This is a genomic window from Bacillus sp. FSL K6-1145 (assembly GCF_038003425.1).
Lineage (GTDB): Bacteria > Bacillota > Bacilli > Bacillales > Bacillaceae > Bacillus > Bacillus pumilus.
The window spans coordinates 1,241,402-1,262,246 of record NZ_JBBOPC010000001.1 but is presented as its reverse complement, the minus strand read 5'-3'; the positions used below and the strand labels follow the sequence as shown (position 1 = coordinate 1,262,246).

General features: G+C 43.5%; 24 protein-coding genes, 1 riboswitch and 1 other annotated feature. Of the genes, 4 read left to right on the top strand and 20 right to left on the bottom strand.

Annotated elements, in window-relative coordinates; all coding sequences use genetic code 11:
• Window positions 1-91: 91 nt before the first annotated feature.
• From MHH41_RS06230 to purU, 3 genes are all read right to left on the bottom strand, one after another.
• Window positions 92-1,339 (bottom strand): glutamate-5-semialdehyde dehydrogenase, encoded by a 1,248-nt coding sequence (locus MHH41_RS06230; protein ID WP_050945192.1) that lies wholly within the window; start codon window positions 1,337-1,339, stop codon window positions 92-94.
• Window positions 1,340-1,351: 12 nt separating this feature from the next.
• A complete protein-coding gene (gene proB / locus MHH41_RS06225) occupies window positions 1,352-2,449 on the bottom strand; it encodes a glutamate 5-kinase (protein WP_050945193.1) in 1,098 nt (365 codons plus the stop codon).
• A 55-nt stretch (window positions 2,450-2,504) separates the two neighbouring features.
• Window positions 2,505-2,723 (bottom strand) — a binding site (T-box leader).
• A 43-nt stretch (window positions 2,724-2,766) separates the two neighbouring features.
• Window positions 2,767-3,669 carry a formyltetrahydrofolate deformylase gene (gene purU, locus MHH41_RS06220; RefSeq protein WP_003212058.1) on the bottom strand — a complete coding sequence of 301 codons (903 nt, stop codon included), beginning with the start codon at window positions 3,667-3,669 and terminating at the stop codon, window positions 2,767-2,769.
• A gap of 162 nt (window positions 3,670-3,831) precedes the next feature.
• On the opposite strand from purU, the gene MHH41_RS06215 reads away from it, so the two are divergent.
• Window positions 3,832-4,017, top strand: a complete 186-nt coding sequence (locus MHH41_RS06215) for a hypothetical protein (RefSeq protein ID WP_050945194.1) — start codon at window positions 3,832-3,834, stop codon at window positions 4,015-4,017.
• Between the two features lie 32 nt (window positions 4,018-4,049).
• On the opposite strand, the gene MHH41_RS06210 is transcribed toward MHH41_RS06215, so the two are convergent.
• Window positions 4,050-4,364 carry a DMT family transporter gene (locus tag MHH41_RS06210; protein WP_003212530.1) on the bottom strand — a complete coding sequence of 105 codons (315 nt, stop codon included), beginning with the start codon at window positions 4,362-4,364 and terminating at the stop codon, window positions 4,050-4,052.
• Window positions 4,361-4,690: a DMT family transporter gene (locus tag MHH41_RS06205; RefSeq protein ID WP_003211810.1), complete on the bottom strand. Its 330-nt coding sequence runs from the start codon at window positions 4,688-4,690 to the stop codon at window positions 4,361-4,363. The genes MHH41_RS06210 and MHH41_RS06205 overlap by 4 nt, the downstream gene beginning before the upstream one ends.
• A 66-nt stretch (window positions 4,691-4,756) precedes the next feature.
• A riboswitch (guanidine-I (ykkC/yxkD leader) is annotated at window positions 4,757-4,864 on the bottom strand.
• A 220-nt stretch (window positions 4,865-5,084) separates the two neighbouring features.
• On the opposite strand from MHH41_RS06205, the gene MHH41_RS06200 reads away from it, so the two are divergent.
• Both MHH41_RS06200 and MHH41_RS06195 read left to right on the top strand, forming a co-directional pair.
• Window positions 5,085-5,219 carry a YrzI family small protein gene (locus MHH41_RS06200; protein ID WP_003212325.1) on the top strand — a complete coding sequence of 45 codons (135 nt, stop codon included), beginning with the start codon at window positions 5,085-5,087 and terminating at the stop codon, window positions 5,217-5,219.
• Between the two features lie 174 nt (window positions 5,220-5,393).
• Entirely contained in the window at window positions 5,394-6,437 is a 1,044-nt protein-coding gene (locus MHH41_RS06195; protein WP_050945195.1) for a bifunctional transcriptional activator/DNA repair enzyme AdaA, read from the top strand.
• A 17-nt stretch (window positions 6,438-6,454) separates the two neighbouring features.
• On the opposite strand, the gene MHH41_RS06190 is transcribed toward MHH41_RS06195, so the two are convergent.
• From MHH41_RS06190 to MHH41_RS06170, 5 genes are all read right to left on the bottom strand, one after another.
• Entirely contained in the window at window positions 6,455-7,000 is a 546-nt protein-coding gene (locus MHH41_RS06190) for a GNAT family N-acetyltransferase (protein WP_003210777.1), read from the bottom strand.
• A 17-nt stretch (window positions 7,001-7,017) separates the two neighbouring features.
• Entirely contained in the window at window positions 7,018-7,506 is a 489-nt protein-coding gene (locus MHH41_RS06185) for a small multi-drug export protein (RefSeq protein WP_050945196.1), read from the bottom strand.
• Window positions 7,507-7,618: 112 nt separating this feature from the next.
• Window positions 7,619-8,371, bottom strand: coding sequence for an HAAS domain-containing protein (locus tag MHH41_RS06180; protein WP_050945197.1), 753 nt, complete (start codon window positions 8,369-8,371; stop codon window positions 7,619-7,621).
• A 4-nt stretch (window positions 8,372-8,375) separates the two neighbouring features.
• Window positions 8,376-8,702, bottom strand: a complete 327-nt coding sequence (locus tag MHH41_RS06175; protein WP_012009682.1) for a PadR family transcriptional regulator — start codon at window positions 8,700-8,702, stop codon at window positions 8,376-8,378.
• A gap of 114 nt (window positions 8,703-8,816) precedes the next feature.
• A complete protein-coding gene (locus MHH41_RS06170; protein ID WP_034619972.1) occupies window positions 8,817-9,338 on the bottom strand; it encodes an acyl-CoA thioesterase in 522 nt (173 codons plus the stop codon).
• A gap of 179 nt (window positions 9,339-9,517) precedes the next feature.
• Here MHH41_RS06170 and MHH41_RS06165 point away from each other — a divergent pair, with 179 nt between their 5' ends.
• Window positions 9,518-10,399 carry a dimethylarginine dimethylaminohydrolase family protein gene (locus MHH41_RS06165; RefSeq protein WP_050945198.1) on the top strand — a complete coding sequence of 294 codons (882 nt, stop codon included), beginning with the start codon at window positions 9,518-9,520 and terminating at the stop codon, window positions 10,397-10,399.
• A gap of 39 nt (window positions 10,400-10,438) precedes the next feature.
• Here the strand turns inward: MHH41_RS06165 and MHH41_RS06160 are convergent, their stop codons facing one another.
• The 10 genes from MHH41_RS06160 to proG all read right to left on the bottom strand — a co-directional run bounded on the left by MHH41_RS06160 (window position 10,439) and on the right by proG (window position 20,834).
• On the bottom strand, window positions 10,439-11,407 hold the full coding sequence (locus tag MHH41_RS06160) for an ABC transporter ATP-binding protein (RefSeq protein WP_003211497.1): 969 nt from the start codon (window positions 11,405-11,407) through the stop codon (window positions 10,439-10,441).
• On the bottom strand, window positions 11,397-12,314 hold the full coding sequence (locus MHH41_RS06155; protein WP_050945199.1) for a C40 family peptidase: 918 nt from the start codon (window positions 12,312-12,314) through the stop codon (window positions 11,397-11,399). Before MHH41_RS06155 ends, MHH41_RS06160 begins: the two co-directional genes overlap by 11 nt.
• Window positions 12,314-13,393 carry a dipeptide epimerase gene (locus MHH41_RS06150; RefSeq protein WP_050945200.1) on the bottom strand — a complete coding sequence of 360 codons (1,080 nt, stop codon included), beginning with the start codon at window positions 13,391-13,393 and terminating at the stop codon, window positions 12,314-12,316. Before MHH41_RS06150 ends, MHH41_RS06155 begins: the two co-directional genes overlap by 1 nt.
• On the bottom strand, window positions 13,390-14,331 hold the full coding sequence (locus tag MHH41_RS06145) for a S66 peptidase family protein (protein WP_050945201.1): 942 nt from the start codon (window positions 14,329-14,331) through the stop codon (window positions 13,390-13,392). The genes MHH41_RS06150 and MHH41_RS06145 overlap by 4 nt, the downstream gene beginning before the upstream one ends.
• A 111-nt stretch (window positions 14,332-14,442) precedes the next feature.
• Entirely contained in the window at window positions 14,443-16,065 is a 1,623-nt protein-coding gene (locus tag MHH41_RS06140) for a peptide ABC transporter substrate-binding protein (RefSeq protein ID WP_050945202.1), read from the bottom strand.
• The gene (locus tag MHH41_RS06135) at window positions 16,065-17,075 is read right to left on the bottom strand and encodes an ABC transporter ATP-binding protein (RefSeq protein ID WP_050945203.1); all 1,011 of its coding nucleotides are present in this window, start codon (window positions 17,073-17,075) and stop codon (window positions 16,065-16,067) included. Before MHH41_RS06135 ends, MHH41_RS06140 begins: the two co-directional genes overlap by 1 nt.
• Before the next feature lie 7 nt (window positions 17,076-17,082).
• On the bottom strand, window positions 17,083-18,045 hold the full coding sequence (locus MHH41_RS06130; protein ID WP_044138912.1) for an ABC transporter permease: 963 nt from the start codon (window positions 18,043-18,045) through the stop codon (window positions 17,083-17,085).
• A complete protein-coding gene (locus tag MHH41_RS06125; protein WP_050945204.1) occupies window positions 18,042-18,977 on the bottom strand; it encodes an ABC transporter permease in 936 nt (311 codons plus the stop codon). The genes MHH41_RS06130 and MHH41_RS06125 overlap by 4 nt, the downstream gene beginning before the upstream one ends.
• An 18-nt stretch (window positions 18,978-18,995) precedes the next feature.
• Window positions 18,996-19,820 (bottom strand): M55 family metallopeptidase, encoded by an 825-nt coding sequence (locus tag MHH41_RS06120; RefSeq protein ID WP_050945205.1) that lies wholly within the window; start codon window positions 19,818-19,820, stop codon window positions 18,996-18,998.
• A 189-nt stretch (window positions 19,821-20,009) separates the two neighbouring features.
• Entirely contained in the window at window positions 20,010-20,834 is an 825-nt protein-coding gene (gene proG / locus MHH41_RS06115; RefSeq protein WP_050945206.1) for a pyrroline-5-carboxylate reductase ProG, read from the bottom strand.
• Window positions 20,835-20,845: the final 11 nt, after the last annotated feature.

Sequence of the window (20,845 nt, the reverse complement as noted above, 5' to 3'; positions counted from 1 at the left end):
CATTACCATATTTTATCATACTTGACCGAAGAAATACAAAAATGAAAGGAAAAAGAGAGTCCTTTTGTCACAAGACTCTCTTTTGAATTCGTTATTCTCTTATTTGTCCTTGACCGCGAATGACAAACTTTTCAGAGGTTAAGGCAGGCAGACCCATAGGTCCTCTTGCATGCAGTTTTTGTGTGCTAATCCCTATTTCTGCTCCGTAGCCAAATTCAAAGCCATCTGTGAACCGAGTAGAGGCATTATGATAGACAGCGGCAGCGTCGACAGCTTTTAAGAACAGTGACGCATTTTGATCATTTTCCGTAATGATCGCTTCAGAGTGCTTGGAGCTATACGTTTGTATATGCTGAATCGCTTCTTCTATATTGGCTACGATTTTAATACTGACAATCGGCGCTAAAAACTCTGTTTCATAGTCCTCTGTGGTCGCTAATGAAGCACTTGGCGCAAGAGCACATACAGCTTCATCGCCCCGTATCTCTACCCCATTTGCATGAAGGGCTTCACATAACGAAGCGCCATATGTTTTTGCCCATGTTTCATGAATGACAATGCTCTCGATCGCGTTGCAAACAGACGGCCTTTGGGTTTTTGCATTCAGCACAATCTGCTCAGCCATTTCGTTTTTCGCTGTTTCATCAATGTAGATATGACAGTTCCCTGCACCTGTCTCAAGCACTGGCACGGTAGACTCTCTCACAACAAGATCAATTAAATTTTTCCCGCCGCGCGGAATAAGGACATCCAGATATTCATTTAAAGTGAACAGCGTTTTCGCCGTTTCACGGCCTGTATCTTCAATCAATTGCACACTGTCTACTGGAATATCCGTTGTGTGAAGCGCTTCATGGATCACCTTCACAATCGCTTTATTACTATGGATGGCAGAGGAGCTCCCGCGAAGAATAACAGCATTCCCAGTTTTCAAACAAAGGGTGGCAGCATCTACAGTCACGTTTGGTCTTGCTTCATAAATCATTCCAACCGTTCCAAGAGGCACACGCACCTTTTCGATGTACAGACCGTTTTCTTTTTGAATGGTTTCTAATGTTTCACCAATTGGGTCTTTTAGGTGAATGAGTTGAAGGGTCGCGTCTGCGATGGCTTCAATTCTCTCTTCCGTGAGTCTAATCCGGTCAATAACAGAAGGCGTGAACTGCTTTTCCTCTGCAGCCTGCACATCCTTTTTATTCTCATCGAGTAAATAAGCGGAAGATGCTTTAAGTGCCGTTGCGATGGCATGTAAAGCTGCATTTTTTTGCTCCGTCGTTTTTAGGAGCAGCTGATCTTTGGCTACACTTGCTTTTTTTGCTTTTTCAAGAACTTCATTCATCGTATTCCCTCCTCAGTTTTGTACATGCTGTACCCAGTGATCTCTGTGTATGACTTCAGGCTTCTCATTTGAAAGCTCATCACTTCGCATTCCTTTAATACTGAGAAGCTCATCGGATGCGTACAAGGTTTGTCCTTTACCTACTAGCCCATTCGGACCGACGACTTCAACGACCTCTCCTTTAGAAAAGTCACCAGCGACATCAATGACGCCAGCTGGAAGAAGACTTCTGCCATGATGCAAAATCGCCGCTTCCGCTCCTGCATCTATCATAATTTTCCCAGAAACGGGTGAATGGAATTGAATCCATTGACGGCGGTTGTTAACAGCTGATAAGTCCTGTTCTCCGATATACGTTCCGTCTCCTTGACCCGCTAGAATATGAAGCAGCTTATCCTCACCAGTACCTGTACCAATGAAGACTTTCACGCCTAGTGAAAGTGCCGTTTGTGCAGCAGACAGCTTTGATTTCATCCCGCCTGTTCCCACTTTTGAGCCTGTGCTCTTCGCATATGAAAACAATTCTTCTGAAATGTGTGTTAGTACATCAAAACGCTTCGCCTCAGGATGCTCATTTGGATTTGCATTATAAATACCGTTAATGTCTGTTAAGATGATCAATTGGTCTGCATGAATTAATCCACTGACAAGAGCTGACAGCATGTCATTATCACCAAAGGTAAGCTCCTCAATGGAGACAGAATCATTTTCATTAATGATCGGTAAAATTTTTCTTTCTAGCAGCTCCATCATCGTTGCATAAGCATTTCGATATCTTGTTCGATCTGAAAAGTCATTACGGGTTAAAAGCATTTGTGCAGGTGTCATGTGAAAGTGTGAAAATAGTTCTGTATATTTCTGCATTAATAAGCCCTGACCAACGGCTGCTGCTGCCTGTTTTCCCTTTAAGGTCACAGGTCTTGATGGATACCCTAAGCTGCCAAACCCTGCTGCCACGGCTCCTGATGAAATTAAAATAATTTCATGCCCAGCCTCTTTCAGCTTTGCTATCGCTTTCACATGATCCTGCATTTTTTGTTCATCAATGGCTCCTTTTTGCTCTGTTAATGAACTGCTGCCAATTTTGATGACGATCCTTTGCTTTTTCATTATTGATTCCCTCCGCTATACCTTTAGGCACAAAAAAATCCCTTTTTCTCCTTATGTAAAGGACGAAAAGGGATTTTCCGTGGTACCACCTTCATTGAATAAGCATACTTCTAGCTTATTCCACTCAACTCCTGTAACGCCAGGCACGCGCTTAGATTTTTCCTCTAAGGCTCAAAGGGCAGGTTCAGCAGCTGTCTGCGGCAAATGTTTCAGCATGTCATTTGCTCTCTTTACGCATCAGTTCCTGCTTACTATTCCTTTTCAACGCTCGTTAATTTTTTTATATTATCACCAATTGCTAAGGAAAAGTCAAGCGGTCAATTAAATACAATCGTTTTATTCTCATGCACAATAATTCGATCTTCTAGATGCCATTTGACGGCACGTGCAAGCACACTCCGCTCAATTGTTCGGCCAATATTTTTTAAAGCTTCCGCATCATCCCTGTGATCTACACGCTCAATATCCTGTTCAATGATCGGTCCTTCGTCTAAATCATTGGTCACATAATGAGAGGTTGCGCCAATTAATTTGACTCCTCGCTCATATGCACGCTTATATGGATTCGCACCGATAAACGCTGGCAGGAAGGAATGATGAATATTAATGATTTTGTTCGGGTGTTGTTCTATAAATCCAGGCGTTAAAATTTGCATGTATCTAGCAAGCACAATGGCATCAATATCATACTCTTCTAATAATGTGAGCTGCTGTTTTTCCGCTTCTTTGCGAATGTCTTTGTTCGCCTTCACAAAATGGAACGGAATTCCAAGCGCTTCTACTGTATCTTTTGCCGTTTCATGATTGCTGATCACGACCGCAATTTCAGCCATCAAATTGCCGCTTTGCCATTCCCATAGCAGCTCATGTAAACAATGAAGCTCTTTTGACACAAAGATTGCCAGCTTTTTCAGCTCACTTGCACGCGACATGCTCCACGTCATTTGAAAAGATGCTGCAATTGGTTCAAACTGCTGCTTCAGCTGATCCATATTTGCCGAGATGTCTTTCCAATCAAATTCAATTCTTAAAAAGAACCGGCCGCTTTCATGATCTGTTGTGTATTGGCTGGATTCAATGATATTTGCTCCGTGCTCAAATAAAAAGGAAGAGACAGCTGATACAATTCCAGGCTGATCCGGGCAGCTGACAAGCAATCTTCCTTTTTGCTCATGCTTTTGTCTGTGTAATTCAAGTTTCTCTGTTATCAAAGTTCTCATGTATCATGACCTCATTTACGTTTTCATTCTAATGAAATATTATACTGGACTGGAAAGAGAAAAAGCAATGTAGAGCCCTATTTTTCATTGAATATTCATTCAATTCTGCACCTATCGTGATATAATGTGAATAGACCTTTTATCATAAAAGGAGTGATGGAGATGAAAAGTATGACTTTGTTTGGAAAAGTGAGCTTTTGGCTCGGCATCATTTGTCTAATCACAGGTATTTTCCTTTTTATAGCCGGTGAAAGACTCATTCCTTTTCTCACATTTGGTGTGTGTTTTCTGCTTGTGAGCCAGCTTTACCGCAAAAATGAAAACGATTCCAATCATCATTCGATGTAACAAAAGGCTGGCATCTATCTGCCAGCCTTTTCTTATTCAATGATTTTCAATCCTACTGCCGCAGATAAAATCAGTGCGATGAAGAAAATACGTTTTGCGTCTTTCGATTCTCCGTAAAACAGCATACCGACGATGGCGCCTCCAGCAGCTCCGATTCCAGTCCAAATGGCATACGCCGTTCCCATCGGAATCGTGTTCATCGCAAGAGACAGCATCAGAAAGGACATCGAAAAGCCAGCCGCAATGAATAAAATCCATTTGACATGCTTGTCTTTTTGGAATTGGTTCATCATGGTCACACAAAACATTTCTAAGATGCCTGCTCCAATAAGTAAAAGCCAGCTCATGATTCAGCCTCTCCCTTCTTTTCACCTGTTGTCAGCTTCAGTCCTAATACACCGCACAAAAGCATGACAATCAAAAGCAGTTTGACAAGCTGAACCGGCTCACCAAGCACCATGCCTATGACGACGGTTCCTGCTGTCCCAAGCCCGGTAAAAACGGCATAAAGTGTGCCAACTGGGAGTACACTTGTTGCTTTCAGGAGTAAATAAAAACTCACGATAATACAAACGATGGTTGCGCCCCATTCTATGAGCGAGTGGGCATATTTCAGCCCCATCACCCAGCCGACTTCAAAGATGGCCGCAATAAAGACATTTCCCCATTTCATCTGATCTTCTCCTTTCTGAACGATTCCAACCAACAAAAAAAGCCTGGAAATCGATCGTTTGATCAAATCTCCCGGGCTTTTATCCCTCCGTGTCCATATGGCCTCTTCTAAGACCCTATGTGTTTTCTCTCGGTCCAGACTGCGCCAGCGCACGGAACCCTAGAAAACCAATTCATGATAAACAGACCTGACTTAGAGCAGATTCTGTATTAAAAATCTTATCACACCCCAATATGCCGGTCTACCAGTTTGCTCTCCCTCTTCAAATATACTTGTTCATTTTTCGAAAGAAATGATTTCGGACCGGCGTATACTAAGTGTTAGAAACAGATCAACTGATAAAGAAGATCTGCGGGATATTTGCGTGCTGCTAACCGAAGGGAAATGAACGTATATGACAATCCATTTATTTTTTATTACATTGACGATCAAGCGTAAATACAAGGACATGGAGACCGTTCTTTACGAACAAGAAGTTGAAACATTTTATGAAGAAATGAAACAGAAACAACTAAAGTATATGAACTAAAACAGAAAAAATATGGAAGAAGGACCAAGTTAGACACGCTCAGACGTTAAAGGAACGATCATATCGCTGGTATAATGAACTCAGATTGATGTGATGAACGTTCAACTTTAGGATGCTGCATTTATAGATCATCCGTTGTATCGGCCCAAATAATGAAACCAAGAGGTGGATCGTATGATGATAACCGACGAACAGAAACATGAATTTTATCAAGCACTGGTTGACAAGAATCCGCAATATGACGGCACATTCTTCGCCGGCATTAAGACGACCGGTATCTTCTGCCATGCCACATGTACCGCTAGAAAACCAAAATATGAGAACTGTGAGTTTTTCTTTACAGCAGAGGAAGCACTGCTAGCAGGGTATCGTCCGTGCAAGCGCTGCACTCCATTAACCTATCCAAACAGCATTCCAGAAGAAGTCAAAACACTCGTTTCAGCAGTTGAAACACATCCTGAAAAACGCTGGAAAGAAGAGGACTTTCGCGAGTTAGGGATTCACTCTGCAACGGCCCGGCGGAAATTCAAAGAAATCTACGGCATGACCTTTGTTCAATATGCGAGATCACGCCGAATGGGGCTTGCCTTTAAAGAAATTATGAATGGAAAAAAAGTGATTGATCAGCAGGTCGCCTTGGGCTATGATTCTTCGAGTGCCTTCAATGATGCCTTTACGAAAATCATGGGAAATCCCCCTAAAAAGGCGCAGACTAAGATTCTCCACGCTAATTTTATTTCCACACCGATTGGACGCATGATCAGCGTGACAGATGCCGCGCATGTGTATTTACTGGAATTTATGGACAGGCGGGGACTTGAAAAGGAAATTGAGAACATGAGAAAAAAGCATCATGCGCGTATTTTAGTTGGGGAAACAAACGTCCACCAACAATTGGTAAAGGAATTGACCTTATATTTCGAGAAAAAACTGACGCAGTTTACCGTACCACTTTCCATGCATGGCACCCCTTTTCAAATGAAGGTGTGGGACCTGCTCACACGCATTCCATCAGGCGAAACAAGTTCATACCGAGATCTTGCTGTGATGCTGGGCGATCCGCATTTGGTCCGGGCGGTAGGGAATGCAAATGGTGCCAATCAATTGGCGATCATCATTCCATGCCACCGCGTCATTCAAACAAGTGGTGAGCTTGGCGGCTACGGCGGCGGGGTTGAACGTAAGAAATATTTACTTCAGCTAGAACAGCGGATATAAAATAAAAACGGCTCTGCTTATTTTGTAAGCGAGCCGTTTTCTTCGTTGCGGGTGATGCTGTATACATCAATGATTTGGTCCCATTTTGAAATGGTTTTTTCTTTTTTCATGCCCATTTTTAAAGCGACCTTTACCGATGCTTCATTGTCTGGGCGGATTAAGCTCACCATTCGTCTGACCTTCATTTCTTCAAAACCATAGGTGAGACAGCCTTTTGCGGCTTCAGCAGCATAGCCATTTCCCCACGCTGCTTTTTTTAGCATGTAGCCGATTTCAAGTTCTGTTTGTCCTTCAATGTTTTGCAGAACAATCCCGCTTTGTCCAAGTGGTTCATTCGTTTCTTTGTCTTCAATGATCCAGAGAGAAGTATGATACATACGGTCATTCTTTTGATTCCATGCAATCCACTCTTTCGTCTGCTGCTCATCCTTCAAAGAAGGATAATACTTCATTACTTCTTCATCTTGGAACAACATGTCATATAAAAATGGTGCATCATGTTCATTCATCGTTCTCAGTCTAAGGCGCTCTGTTTCAAGCACTGTGCGTGTTTGAAGTTTCATTTATGATCCCCCCTCACTTACTGATTAAAAATATCACCGAACAATCCATTTGAATCTGGGGCAAAGTAATGGATTCCCGCACCGGTTAAACTAGCTGCTAGCGCCGTCCACATCATTAAACTGACTGTCATCCACACCGCAACTTGCTTTCTCTTCGTCCCGAAGCTCATGCACATAAATGCCGCTAGATGACTGCCGATGATAAAAGGACCAATAAGCGCTAATCCCGGGAGACCATATCGTTCCCAAATTTTTCTGGCTCGCAGTTGCTTTTTTTCTCCTTTTTCATTACTTTTGTCCTCTTTTCTCCTCAACCGCCATGCTTTGAAGCGGTCTACGAAAACAATGAGGAGCAAGACTGTGAGAAAGTTGCCGATGAATCCGATTACAGCCGTTGTCACAGGATGCAGTCCACCTAAGATGGCCAGTGGAACAACACCAACCACTTCAAAAAAAGGCAAAGCAGCCAATACAAAAACAAGTACATATCCCCATAAAATAGCCAAGCATAGAACCCCTTTTCATTTTTGTCCTCTTCCCATTGTAATGAAAAATACGCTACCATTTCTACATTTTTTTAGAAAAAGAAAAGTACACCGGATGGATGTGCTCTATTTTTTACATCGTGTTTTCATTTTTCTTGTTCGCTCGGCGTAAGACCATGAGCATAAGCCCTATTACGATCACAACCGATAGTAGACTTTGCATGAGAAGCACGCTTGGTGATGTCCAGCCAAGCCATTCGAATATGAGCTGCGGTCCGAAGAAGATAACCGGTATCAATGAAACGACATTCGCCTTTAAGATTGCATTAAAGACAATGATACATAACAGCATAAGCAGGATGACGCCCAATCTTTGACCTGAGGTCAGCACAAGTAATGGTGTGCCGAGCTTTTGATCCAATAGTTTGATTGTGACCATTGAAGTCAGTTGAAAGATTCCTAAGATCCAAAAATAAAGAAATGCCCGGCCGCCTGTCTGAAAGGCAGACGCTCTAAACATCACAATAATCATGATGACATTGGCTACTAAAACGAGCGGATAGCCAATTAACGCATACCAAGAATAGGATAAGCTTTGACTGATCGCATCTGATAAAATCATATAAAAGAGTGAACCAATTAAGAAGGCACTGACGAAAGGAACCCAGTCTTTATGGTTTCCTGACAGCTCTTTTGCGAGTTCATCAGCATAGCCCCTCGGATCTCCGCCAAACACAGCCTCCCCTGTTTTGCCATCTTTTTCAGCCTCAACCGCATGTGTCGTTAGCTCATCCATCAGCTCATCAATTTCGTCCTCATTTTTCCCCATTGATATGAGATAAAATTTCAGCTCTAGTAAGATGTGTCTTGTTTCTTTTGATACCATAATCTCACTTCCCTTTTTGTAGTAAACAGTTCACATTTTTTGAAAGCTCACTCCAGCGGGTAATAAACTCTGTGAGCGCTTGTTCTCCAGCTTGTGTGAGCGTATAATATTTCCTTTTCGGCCCGCTTGCTGATGCTTTTGTGACAGTGGTCACAAGCTGTTCCTTTTGCATACGCAGCAGAATCGGGTAGATACTGCCTTCACTAATTTGATCAAATCCATAATGAGCGAGCTTCTTCGTCATTTCATATCCATAAATCTCACCCTCTGAAATAATCGACAGCAGGCAGCCTTCTAAAATTCCTTTTAGCATTTGTGTGGATGTTGTCATCTTTGTTCCTCCGATTCCAGTACCTTGCATCACAAGATAGCATCATCTTACCACACACTATCTTGCCATGCAAGATACCGTTCTAGAAAAAAATCACCGCTTAAAGGGTGATTTTTACGCCCATGGTTTATCTGTCCCAAGTGCGTCAGCCAGTGCCTTGCTATGCTTTCGGCGGCTTTTTCTTTCTTCAGCCCGCTGTTTTGCGGTTTGATGCAACATGATTTCTTCCTCTGTTTCCGGCATGACTTGTGGGACTTTCTTAGGCTTCCCATTGTCATCTAACGACACAAAGGTAAGAAATGAAGTCGCTGCGAGTCTGCGCTCTCCAGACATCAAGTTTTCTTTGATGACCTTGACGAACACTTCCATAGAAGACGTACCCACCCATGTGACATAGGACTCTAAACATACCGACTCCTTTTGTCCAATCGGCTCTAAAAAATCAACTGAATCCATTGATGCCGTGACCGTTTCACATCGGCTGTGCCTTGCTGCCGAGATGGAGGCAATGTCATCTATATAACTCATTAATTTTCCGCCAAATAAGGTTTGGTGATTATTCGTATCGAGAGGGAATACCCTGCTGGTTTTGACAACTTTTGATTCCTTGCAGTATTTAAAATTTTCTTCACTCATCATCATAGCTCCTTCTTGCTGTTTTCGTGAATGCGGAACGACTTTTATTAAACACTATTCTTTTAGGTTTGTCTAAACATTTTGCTTTAGTCTCCTGTGAGAGATTTTCTTTCGGAAATGTTTCAACTATGACTAGAACGAGGAATAATAGAACTATGAACAAACAAGGAGGCCATTTGATGGATTCTATGAGAGCAGAACAAATACACAAAATGCCGCAATGCATGAGTGAATATGACGATTTACAAGAAGTCCTTTTATGCAGTCCCATCTATATGGAAATCAAACAGATCATCAACGAAACCCAAAAACATTTTGCAAGAGAAAATATTTCTCAAATGAAAGCCATTACTCAACATAAGCAATTGATCCAAACCCTAAAAGACCATCAAGTACGCCCCATTATGCTTCCTGCAAATGACCGCTTTCCTGAACAAGTGTTTACCCGGGATATTGGGTTTACGATTGGACATACACTCTTTGTTTCAAGCATGGCCGCTCCAGTTAGGCAAGGAGAAGAACAATTGTTAAAAGAGTGGGCACAGGGAAATGGGTTGAAGACTGTTACCCTGACAAATGGAACGATTGAAGGCGGCGATGTGCTTGTGGATCAAAGACGCGTATTTGTCGGAACGAGCAAAAGAACAAATCCAGCCGCTATTCATGAGCTTAAAAAAGAACTGCCGGATCATGACATCATTCCCATTCATCTTCCTCCTCACATTTTGCATCTCGATTGTGTGATGAATATTCTCTCTCATGATGAGATATTGATTTATCCAGAAGCGTTCAAAAAAGAGGATCTTCACCTGCTCAACATGCATTATCATCTAATTGAAATAAGCGAACAAGAGCAATTCACACTCGGCCCAAACGTTTTATCCATTGGACAGAAAAAAGTGATCAGTTTGCCCATCAATCAAGAAACAAATGCTGCATTAACCGCTCACGGCTACACTGTCATTGAAGTGGATTTTTCAGAAATCATTAAATCTGGCGGCTCTTTTAGATGCTGCACATTGCCGATTAGGCGTTCGTTCACTAAAAAAGCCAGCGTGTAGAACAGTTTGTCTACTTGCTGGCTTTTTTTCTGCCTATTTTTATGTCCGATCGTATAAATGACAGGCGACATCATGCCCTTCTTCTACTGCTTGTAATGTTGGCTTTTTTTCAGCACACACATCCATCGCTGCAGGACACCTTGTTCGAAATACACAGCCGCTTGGCGGGTTCACTGGACTTGGAATTTCTCCCTTTAAAATGAACCTTTTGCGCTTGTCCTCCACGTCAGGATCTGGAATGGGGATCGCTGACAGCAATGCTTGTGTATAGGGGTGCAGCGGTGTTTGATATAACGTATCACTGCTAGTCAATTCGACGAGATGACCTAAATACATGACACCGATTCGGTCGCTAATATATTTGACCATCGACAAGTCATGCGCAATAAAGAGAAATGTCAGCCCTTCCTCCTTTTGCAGTTTCTTCAGCAAATTCACGACCTGCGCTTGAACGGAGACATCTAGTGCAGAAATTGGTTCATCTGCCACAATAAATTTCGGCGCTAAGGCGAGTGCTCTTGCAATACCGATTCTCTGCCTCTGCCCTCCGCTGAATTCATGAGGATAGCGCGTGGCAAAGTCATAGCTAAGTCCAACAGCTTCCAGTAGTTCTTTCACCCGGGCAACCCTTTTCTTTTGACTCCCATAAAGGTTATGAATCTCCATTGGCTCCAGCATAATATCTTTTACAGATAGCCGCGGATTTAAGGAGGAATACGGATCTTGAAACACCATTTGAATTTGCCGATTAAAATCAAAGGATTCTTTTTGTGAAAGGTGATGAAGGCTTTTCCCTTCATACAAGGCTTCTCCATCTGTCGGTTCATAAAGGCGCATAAGCACTTTTCCAAGTGTGGATTTCCCGCAGCCGGACTCGCCAACAAGGCCAAATGTTTCGCCTTGTTTCAGCTGAAAGGAGACACCGTCTAGCGCTTTTAGCGTTCTTCCTTTCGATAGATGAAAATGTTTTTTGAGATTGTTTACTTGTAAAAGTGGTTCAACTGCCATGACCTTTCCTCCTCTCGCTTGGCAAATACCGTCTTGCACCTGCCCATTCTTTTTCATATGAAGTGCCAGCAAGGGAAAGAAGTTCAATTTCTCTGCCGGTTTTAGGTGAATGAAGCATCATACCATCACCTGCGTAGATCCCAACATGGCGGACTGCTCCCTTTCCGTTGTCATTGGCGAAAAACAATAAGTCGCCTTGTTCTAAATGGCTTGATGCGACCGGTGTTCCTTGCACTGCTTGGTCACTTGCATCCCTCGGCAAAAGATATCCGCACGCTTTATACATGCTGTAAGCAAAGCCCGAACAGTCATAGCCAAAGCTGCTCATGCCGCCCCATAAATACGAAAGACCAATAAATTGTTTTCCCTTGTCTACAACATCTTTGCCGGCCATAGAAAAAATGGATGAAACTGGATGCACATCTGCTTTATTGATTTCTCTCGTCCCTGCTGGTGTGACAACACGAAAGCAATCACTCGTTTCTTCTACAGCTGCGAGCTCTGTTAAAAAACTAATTTCCATGTCCGCTTGCCCGTTTCGATAGAGCATGGCTTTTTTCTGACAAACGATATGAGATATAGTTGGTGCACTTCCTTCTGTCACTTGCTTTAGTTGGTTCGCAGGTATATAGCCAGGATAGCCTTGTGGGTGTTTCCGGCTGGCCTGCTGCGGAATAACGACTTTCATCCAGCCGTCTGTTTCTTCTAAGCCAATGACTCGTTCACCGAGCAGTACTTGCGACTGGATCAGATTTTCTTCACATAAAGCCAATTTTTCTTCATATGTTTGCTTGTCAATCCACTCTTTGAATTTGAAGGAGCTCTGAAGTACCTTTTGATCGATTTCTCTCGGTGACTGCGGCGCTGTCCATACGTTCGCAACTGCAACCTTTGATTCAAATATCATCATGAGACTCCTTTCACTCCTTGAATGCCTAACCCATGATGCGGCGGGAAAAAGATATCTTTTCCTTTGTACACGATTCCTCCGTCCACCATGTCCTCTTTTAGCATGAGCGGGGCATCAAAATCATAGCGGGTGATATTTGGCTGGCTGGCGGCGAGATGAGCGGCTGCTGTAATGCCAAGTTTTGACTCAATCATGCTGCCAATCATGCACTTTACGCCGTATGCTTCTGCCAGTGCATTGATTTTTAGGGCTTCTTTTATGCCGCCTGATTTCATTAATTTTAAATTGATTAAATCACAGCTTCTCGTTTCAAGCACCTTGATCGCATCATGAAAACTAAAAATACTTTCGTCTGCCATTATCAGTGTATCTGTTGCCTCCGTCACACGGCGTAGGCCTTCGATATCTTCTTTTGGCACTGGTTGCTCGACTAGTTCGATATTCAGTGGCTCCATTTTCCGAATGGCTACGACCGCTTCCTTCCACGTCCAGCCCTGGTTCGCATCGAGTCTAATCTGAATATCCGGCCCGATCTTTTCTCGAATTCGCTTGATACGCTGAATATCCGTATCTATATCATCTTTTCCTACCTTGATCTTTAATGTCTGAAAGCCTTCAGCTGCGTATTGCTTCGCATCTTCCGCCATCTCAAGCGGACGGTTTACACTGACCGTATAATCGGTTTCAAGCTGACTGCGATATCCGCCAAGGTATTGATAAAGCGGAAGTCCTGCCTGCTTCGCTAAGCCATCATAAATGGCCATGTCAACCGCTGCCTTTGCGCTTGTGTTGCAAGCGAGCACCCTGTTCATATGAGAAAAAATTTGTTCATATTCTGACAAGGAAGCTCCAAGCAAACTCGGTCTGATCACTTCGCAGATGGCATAGTCGATGCTTTCCAGCGTTTCACCTGTAATCACTGTTGTCGGGACTGCCTCTCCGTAGCTGACGTCACCTTGATCATATGTGATGATAACGATTAGAGATGCTGCGTCATACACCGTTCGTAAAGCGGTTTTGAAAGGTTTTTTTAGCGGTACACTCATTCTGAATGTACGAACATCAACGATTTTCATTTGATCACCTCTTTCGCTGCAACGCCTGGAGAAATGTGCAGGTTTTTTCCTGTCGCATCTAATGCAGCCTGCGTGCCCATTGGAATGGCAAAGTTTGGCGAAGAATGACCGATCCGGAAGCCCCCAAGTGCAGGTTTCTTTTGCGGGACAATATAGGTGTCCCATACTTGATTCAATGTGAGGGACTGATTTTTCTTTTTTGGCTCACATTGATGAAAATCTCCAATGATGAATCCAGTCGCATCATCCAATTTTCCAGCAGATGTGAGGTGCTGCATCATTCGATCGATTTTATAGGGTTCTTCGTCAATATCTTCAATGAACAAAAGCTTTCCCTTCGTATCGATTTCAAAAGGCGTACCAAGTGTTGTCACGATGAGGGCAAGATTTCCTCCTGCAATCTCACCTGAAGCGGTGCCCGGATAGAAAGTATGAAGGGGTGACAAGTGGTGCGCATACGTAAAGGCTTTCGGTGCGAACAGCTGTAAAAAGGTATCTTTCGTATAAGGATGGACCTCCTCAAGTCCCACATCAGAGGAAAGCATTGGCCCATGAAACGTCACAAGACCCGTCTGCTGCTGGATGGCCGTATGTAAAAACGTAATATCACTATAGCCCCAAAAGATTTTTGGATTCCGGCGAATCAGGTCATAGTCAATGGCTTCCGCAAGTCTGCCAGTCCCGTATCCTCCGCAAGCACAAATAATCGCCTTCACTTCTGGATCTTGAAACATACGATGAAGATCCTCCACTCTTTCATGATCATGACCTGCTAAATATCCATACCGGCGGCCCAAATACTTCCCTTTTTTCACCTTTAGCCCGAGGCTTTCTAAAAAGGCAATCCCTTTTGCTAATTTCAGCTCATCAGGCGGACTTGCTGGTGCAATAATCCCCACCGTATCCCCTGTTTGAAGTGCCACTGGAAGCTGGCTCATGCCATATCCCCTCTTTCTCTTTGTTTCTTTCAATCTATGGGTTTCTGCTTCATAACATGAACGAATAAAGGAACAGACGCTTTTATCTAAAAGCGTCTTTTGATCCTAATATTACTCTCCATCTACTTGTGCCCATTTCAAATCGATATACCCAACAGGGTGACGGACAATCCCCTTCACGCCTTCTTTTTGTAAATGAACTTGGTTATAAAAATGAATCGGAATAATCGGTGCTTCTTCAATGAGAAGTGCCTCTGCATCATGAAGAATGTTGTTTCTCTTTTGCTCGTCTGCTTCCTGGCTCGCCTTTTTGATCAGCTGATCATAGGTATCGTTTGACCATCCTGTCCGGTTCATGGCATTCCCTGTTTGAAAGCTCTCTAGGAAATTGATTGGATCTGCATAGTCTGCTAAAAATGAACTTTGTGAGAATTGGAATTTGAGCGCCTTTTGATCTTCTGCAAACACATTGGCTTCCATGTTTGCAAGCTTCACATCTACACCTAGCGCTTCTTTCAGCTGCTGCTGGATGGCTTCAGCTTTTTTCTTGTTCTCAGGCTTTGTACTGTATGTCAATGTGACGGCTGGCAGTTTTGAATAGTTCTCTTCTTTCAGCCCTTTTTCTAATAACTTCGCAGCTTCACTCTTATCATTCTTCACAAGATCACCGCCAGCTTTTCTGAAATCCTCACCCTTTGAATCAAGAATGCCTGGCGAGACGAAGGCACGTGCTGGCTTCTCTTCATTTTTCGTTACATAATCCACGATATCTTGCGGGTTGATCGCCATTTGAAAAGCTTTGCGGATGTTCTTATTTTGAAAAGGCTCCATGTTCACATTCAGACGATAAAAGAACAATCCAGCCTGGTCTTCAATTTGTACATCTTTATTTTTCAGCAGATTTTCACTTTGCTCTGCTGGGACAAAGGCAGTATCTAAATCTCCTGATTGATACATTTGATAGTCTGTGTTTCGATCACTGATCATCAGCCACTTCACTTGATCCAGCTTGACTGTTTTTTTGTCCCAATACGTCTCACTTTTTTCCATTGTGAAGCTCTCATCATGCTTCCACTCTGTCAGCTTGAACGGTCCATTTCCGACAAAGGTTTTGGCGTCTTTTGCCCAGTTTGGGTCCTTCTTAGCTACCTGTTCATTGACAGGAAAAAAAGCAGGGTTTGCGGTCATATTTAAGAACGATTTCTGCGGATATGCCAGTGTGACCTTAAGCGTTTTGTCATTTACAGCGCTGACTTTCACGTCTTCTTTGTTTCCTTTTCCGCTGTTAAATGCCTCTCCGCCTTCAATCATGTAGGCTAGGAACGATGCAGATGAGCCTGTTTTCGGATCAAGCAGCCGCTTCCACGCATATTCAAAGTCACTCGCTTTCACTGGATCACCATTTGACCACTTGATGCCATCTCTTAAATGGAACGTGTACGTTTTTCCATCCTCTGATATCTCCCATTTTTCCGCCATTGCAGGAGATGGTTCGTGCTTTTCATTCAGTCTCGTTAATCCCTCCATTAAGTTATTGAGCCCTTGCCACGATACATTATTAAAACCAATCGGCGGATCAAACGACGTCGGTTCATTTTCGTTATTTAAGGTTAATATTTTCTTTTCACCCTGATTGCTTGATGATCCTTTCCCTGCTTGCTCATTGGCTGTACATCCTGCGAGCAGCATGATCGTGAACAAACATATACTGATGATCCATCCCTTTTTTCTCATCAAAAACTCCCCCTTTGTGTTGAAGATAAAACGGTTTGATTCGCTCGCTCATCTTGGAGCCAGCAATGCACTGTGTGGGTAGGTGACCGCTGCGTTTCGTGCGGCATGATATGATCACACACCTTCATGGCGGACGGGCAGCGATCTGTATACGGACAGCCCTTTGGCGGAGCAAATAAATCAGGCGGGCTTCCTTCAATTGGAATGAGTTCATCTTTCATATCAAGTCTTGGAACGGATTGCAGAAGTCCTTTTGTATAGGGATGCTGCGGACTGTAAAAAATATCTCGCCTCGTTCCGACCTCCACCATTTTCCCTCCGTACATGACGGCTACCCGGTCTGCGACTTGGGATACGACCCCTAAATCATGTGTGATTAAAATAATGGTGACCCCTGTTTTTCTCTGAATCTCTTTAAACAGCTCTAATATTTGTGCCTGTATGGTCACATCCAGTGCAGTCGTCGGTTCATCAGCAATCAGCACTTTGGGCTCGCAAATTAGTGCCATGGCAATCATGAGCCGCTGTCTCATTCCCCCGCTGAACTGGTGAGGGTATTGCTTTAACCTTTCCTTCGGCTGCGGAATGCCGACCAAATCAAGCATCCGAATGGCGGCTTCTGTCACTTCTTTTTTCGTCAGCTTTTGATGCTCCTTTGCCGCCTCCATGAGCTGATCACCAATTGTCAAGGTTGGGTTCAGTGCGGTCATTGGATCTTGGAAGATCATCGAAATATCGACACCTCGTATGGCGCGCATTTCTTTTTCAGATAATGACAGCAAATTTCGGTCTTCAAACCAGATTTCTCCCCGATCAACATGAGCGCTGTAAGCTGGCAGCAGCCTCATAATGCTTTGTGAAGTCACACTTTTCCCGCAGCCTGACTCTCCTACAATGGCAAGGGTTTCTTTTTCATATACATCCACATTCACCCCGCGTACCGCTCGAACTGAGCCGCCATATGTCCGAAAGCTGACGTGCAGATCGATGATTTGTAGAACTTTTTTCAAAGCGCCATCACCTCTTCATCTTCGGATCAAGCGCATCTTGCAAGCCATCACCTAAATTGTTAAAGCAAAACATCGTGAGCGAAATAAAAAACGCAGGGAAAAATAAACGCCACCAATGCCCGTTATCTGACAGCACTGTCGGCAGCGCATCATTTGCCATCACGCCCCAGCTTGCAAACGGTGCTTGAATGCCTAAACCAAGAAAGCTTAGGAACGCTTCTGCAAATATCGCGGTTGGTACAGTTAAGGTCATCTGAACGATAATCGGCCCCATCGTATTCGGCAGCAGGTTGCGGCGAATGATACGAAGGCTCTTTGCACCAAAGGTTTTTGAGGCAAGGACATATTCCTGGCTTTTCAGCTGAAGAACTTGACCTCTCACGATTCTTGCCATTCCAATCCATCCGGTGACAGTGAGCGCTACAATAATGGTGACGAGCCCTGGCCCCATCAGAACCATCAATAAAATGACAACAAGTAAATAAGGAAGACCGTAGAGCACCTCGACGATTCGCATCATGACATGGTCATATCTCCCGCCCTTATAACCGGCAATGCCTCCATAGATCACGCCGATGGCAAAATCAATCAGGGCTGCCATGACGCCTACAAATAAAGAAATACGCGCCCCGTACCATGTACGCGTGAACACATCTCGTCCAAGCTCATCCGTTCCGAACCAGTGAGCAGCGGATGGCGGCAGATTTTGCATCGAAAGACGCTGCTCTGTCACGCTATTAGGTGCAAGCAATGGGCCTAATAGTGCCATGATAAAAAGAAAAATCAATACCGATAGACTAAACATCGCAAGCTTATTTTGCTTCAGTCGCCTCCATGTGTCTGCCCAATACGAAAGAGAGGGTCTTTTAATGGCATGGGCCTCCGTTTTCTTTTGCTCTCTCGGAGAAAACCATTCGTCCGGCACTTCATGATGCGGATTCGGTTGATCCTGCTGCAAATGTATACTCATGCCTTTCCTCCTTTCTGATGCAGCTGAATCCTTGGATCAAGCAGGCGATACGCCACATCGACAATGAAAAGAAGTGTGATTAAAATGATGCTGTAAAAAACAGTGGTTCCCATGATGACAGGATAATCACGGTTGTTAATACTCTCGACAAAGTATTTTCCCATGCCAGGAATCGCAAATATTTTTTCAATGACAAAACTTCCTGTTAAAATGCTTGCGACAAGTGTGCCAAGAATGGTCACAACAGGCAAAAGCGCATTTCGAAGTGCATGTTTAAACACAATTTTAAAGGGAGAAAGTCCTTTTGCTTTAGCAGTGCGAATATAGTCCTGAGACAGCACTTCAATCATGCTCGATCTTGTTAACCGGGCAATAATGGCCATCGGACTAACGGCAAGAGCAATGGTTGGCAGCACCATATGCATCGGACTTGTCCACATCGCTGTAGGAAAGAGGTTCAAATTCACAGCAAGCTGCTGAATTAATAAGGTAGCAAAGATAAAGTTTGGAATGGATATACCGAAAACAGCAATGGTCATGGCGATATAATCAATCAAGCCATTGTGCCGGAGGGCAGCCATGACCCCTAGCAGGATGCCGGAGATGACAGCAATCAATATTGAGATAAGACCAAGTTCTAATGAGACTGGGAAGCCTCTCGCCAATAGATCATTGACACTTTCAGAAGGCTTTTTAATGGAAGGACCAAAATCAAAGGTAACGATGGATTTTAAATAGATGACATATTGAACATACAGTGGTTCGTCTAAGTGATAGTAGCTTTCGAGGTTTCGCTGGACGGTTTCGTTTGTATTTCGTTCTTCATTGAAGGGCGATCCTGGGATGACCTTCATTAAAATAAACGTTAACGTCGTAATCGTTAAAATCGTGGCAATCATCGCAATAAAACGCTTGAGCAAAAAGCTGGTCATCTGCCGTCTCCCCCTCGCTTAACAAAATGTTGTACGTGCGGCAAGCTCTGTCATGACAAGCATCGCTTGGTAGGCTTCTAATATATTCTCTGCTTGATACGTCACCGTTGTTGTCCCTTCAATAATGGCAGTACCAGGCATTAAATTCGCCCATTCAGCTTGTCCATAATTGGCAAACTCAATCTTCAGCAGCGGCTGATCAGGAGGCGTCAGCGGCTTGATGTGATGAATCTGTTTCATTGCGGCTTCCACCTGCTGTGAGATTTGTTGGTTGACTTTGGCAGGAGTGAGACATTTCACAGCAGATCTTGATATGGTCTCTTTCACTGCCACTGTTTTCACACCAGGCATCAGCTTCTCTGCTTCAAGAGCTGCTTGATCGTCTCCGCAAACAAGAATCACCGGCACACCATAGTAGCCTGCAACATACGCATTAAAGCCCATTTCACCAATTGGATGATCATTTATGTAAAAATGTCTAACACCAAAAATCATACTGTGGGACATCACACCTTTCATGGACGCCCTCGCATGATAGCCTAAAAAAACAGCAGCATCATAGGTTTGATCTAACCCTTGAACCATTGAATAAGGCTTGACGTCACCAGATATAAGAGATGCTTCTTCATGCAATTCTTCAATCAACAAATTATTCATTTTAGAATGACTGTCATTGACCAAAATATTGGTTGCGCCATGCTGAAGAAGTGCCTCCACACAGGCATTCACTTCACTCGTCATGATCTTTCTGCCCCGTTCATAATTGTGCTGACGGGCATCGACAAATGTATGATCAGCTAGACCAGTAATCCCCTCCATATCGACAGATACATAGAGCTTCATTCCCATCCCCCTTAAATTAAACTTAAAATTTGTGTATATTTTTCTAAATTTTCTAAAAAATTATATGATTACTTGATCGATTTTTCAATACAATGTCTGAAAATAAGGAAATTAGACTCAGATATTATAGATCAAAAGACTGTATGACAAAGGATTTTTTTAACAAATAAAACACCACTAACTATGTCTTTAGTGGTGTTTGTCTGCTTCGTTAATCTGTGATTTCAGCTGTTCATATTTCTTCATCGTTTGTGTAAATAGATCATCAAACATCTGAGGTGCCTGCTTTTGAATAACCTCGGCGCCTTTTCCTGTAATGCCCCCTTTTGTCGCCACTCTATCGACGGTTTCAGCAAAGGTGAGGCCCCGTTCTACAAGGACTTGACCTGTGCCTAAAAGGGCATACGTTAAAAATTCATACGCTTCCTCTAAGGAAAGCTCACTATTTCTCACAGCAGCTCTCGCCATTTCTTCAAAAAGAGCAGCGATAAAACCAGGAGATGAGCTCGTCAAGTTACTCGCCGCATCGAACTTGTCTTCTTCAACTTCACGTACGATGCTAAAAGCTGAAAGCAGGCGGTGCAAACGCGCCTTTTCTTCCTCTCCAGCAGTTTCACCATGCGCAACGAGGGAAACGCCCGTTCCAGCAGCTGACGTGAGCGTTGGGATGTATCTGGATATTGGTTGAGTCGTATGCTTTGATAACTTGTCTAACGTCACAGCCGCGGCTACTGACACAATATGTACCGATTTAGCTGCTAAAGACAGTTGATCGAGTACATCAAGTACAGCAAGCGGCGGCACACAGATAAAAAGTACATCACATGACGCAGAAAGTTCCTCTAATGAGCAGATGTTTATTTCTTGATGCTTGTCTTTAAGTTGAAGCAGGCGGTCCGTTTCACTTCTTGTATGGATCATGATTTGATGGGCATAGAGCACTTCTTTTTCCAGCCATTTTTGCACCATCATATCAGCCATGCTTCCATATCCAATGATTCCAATTGTCTTCACAGTTTAATCTC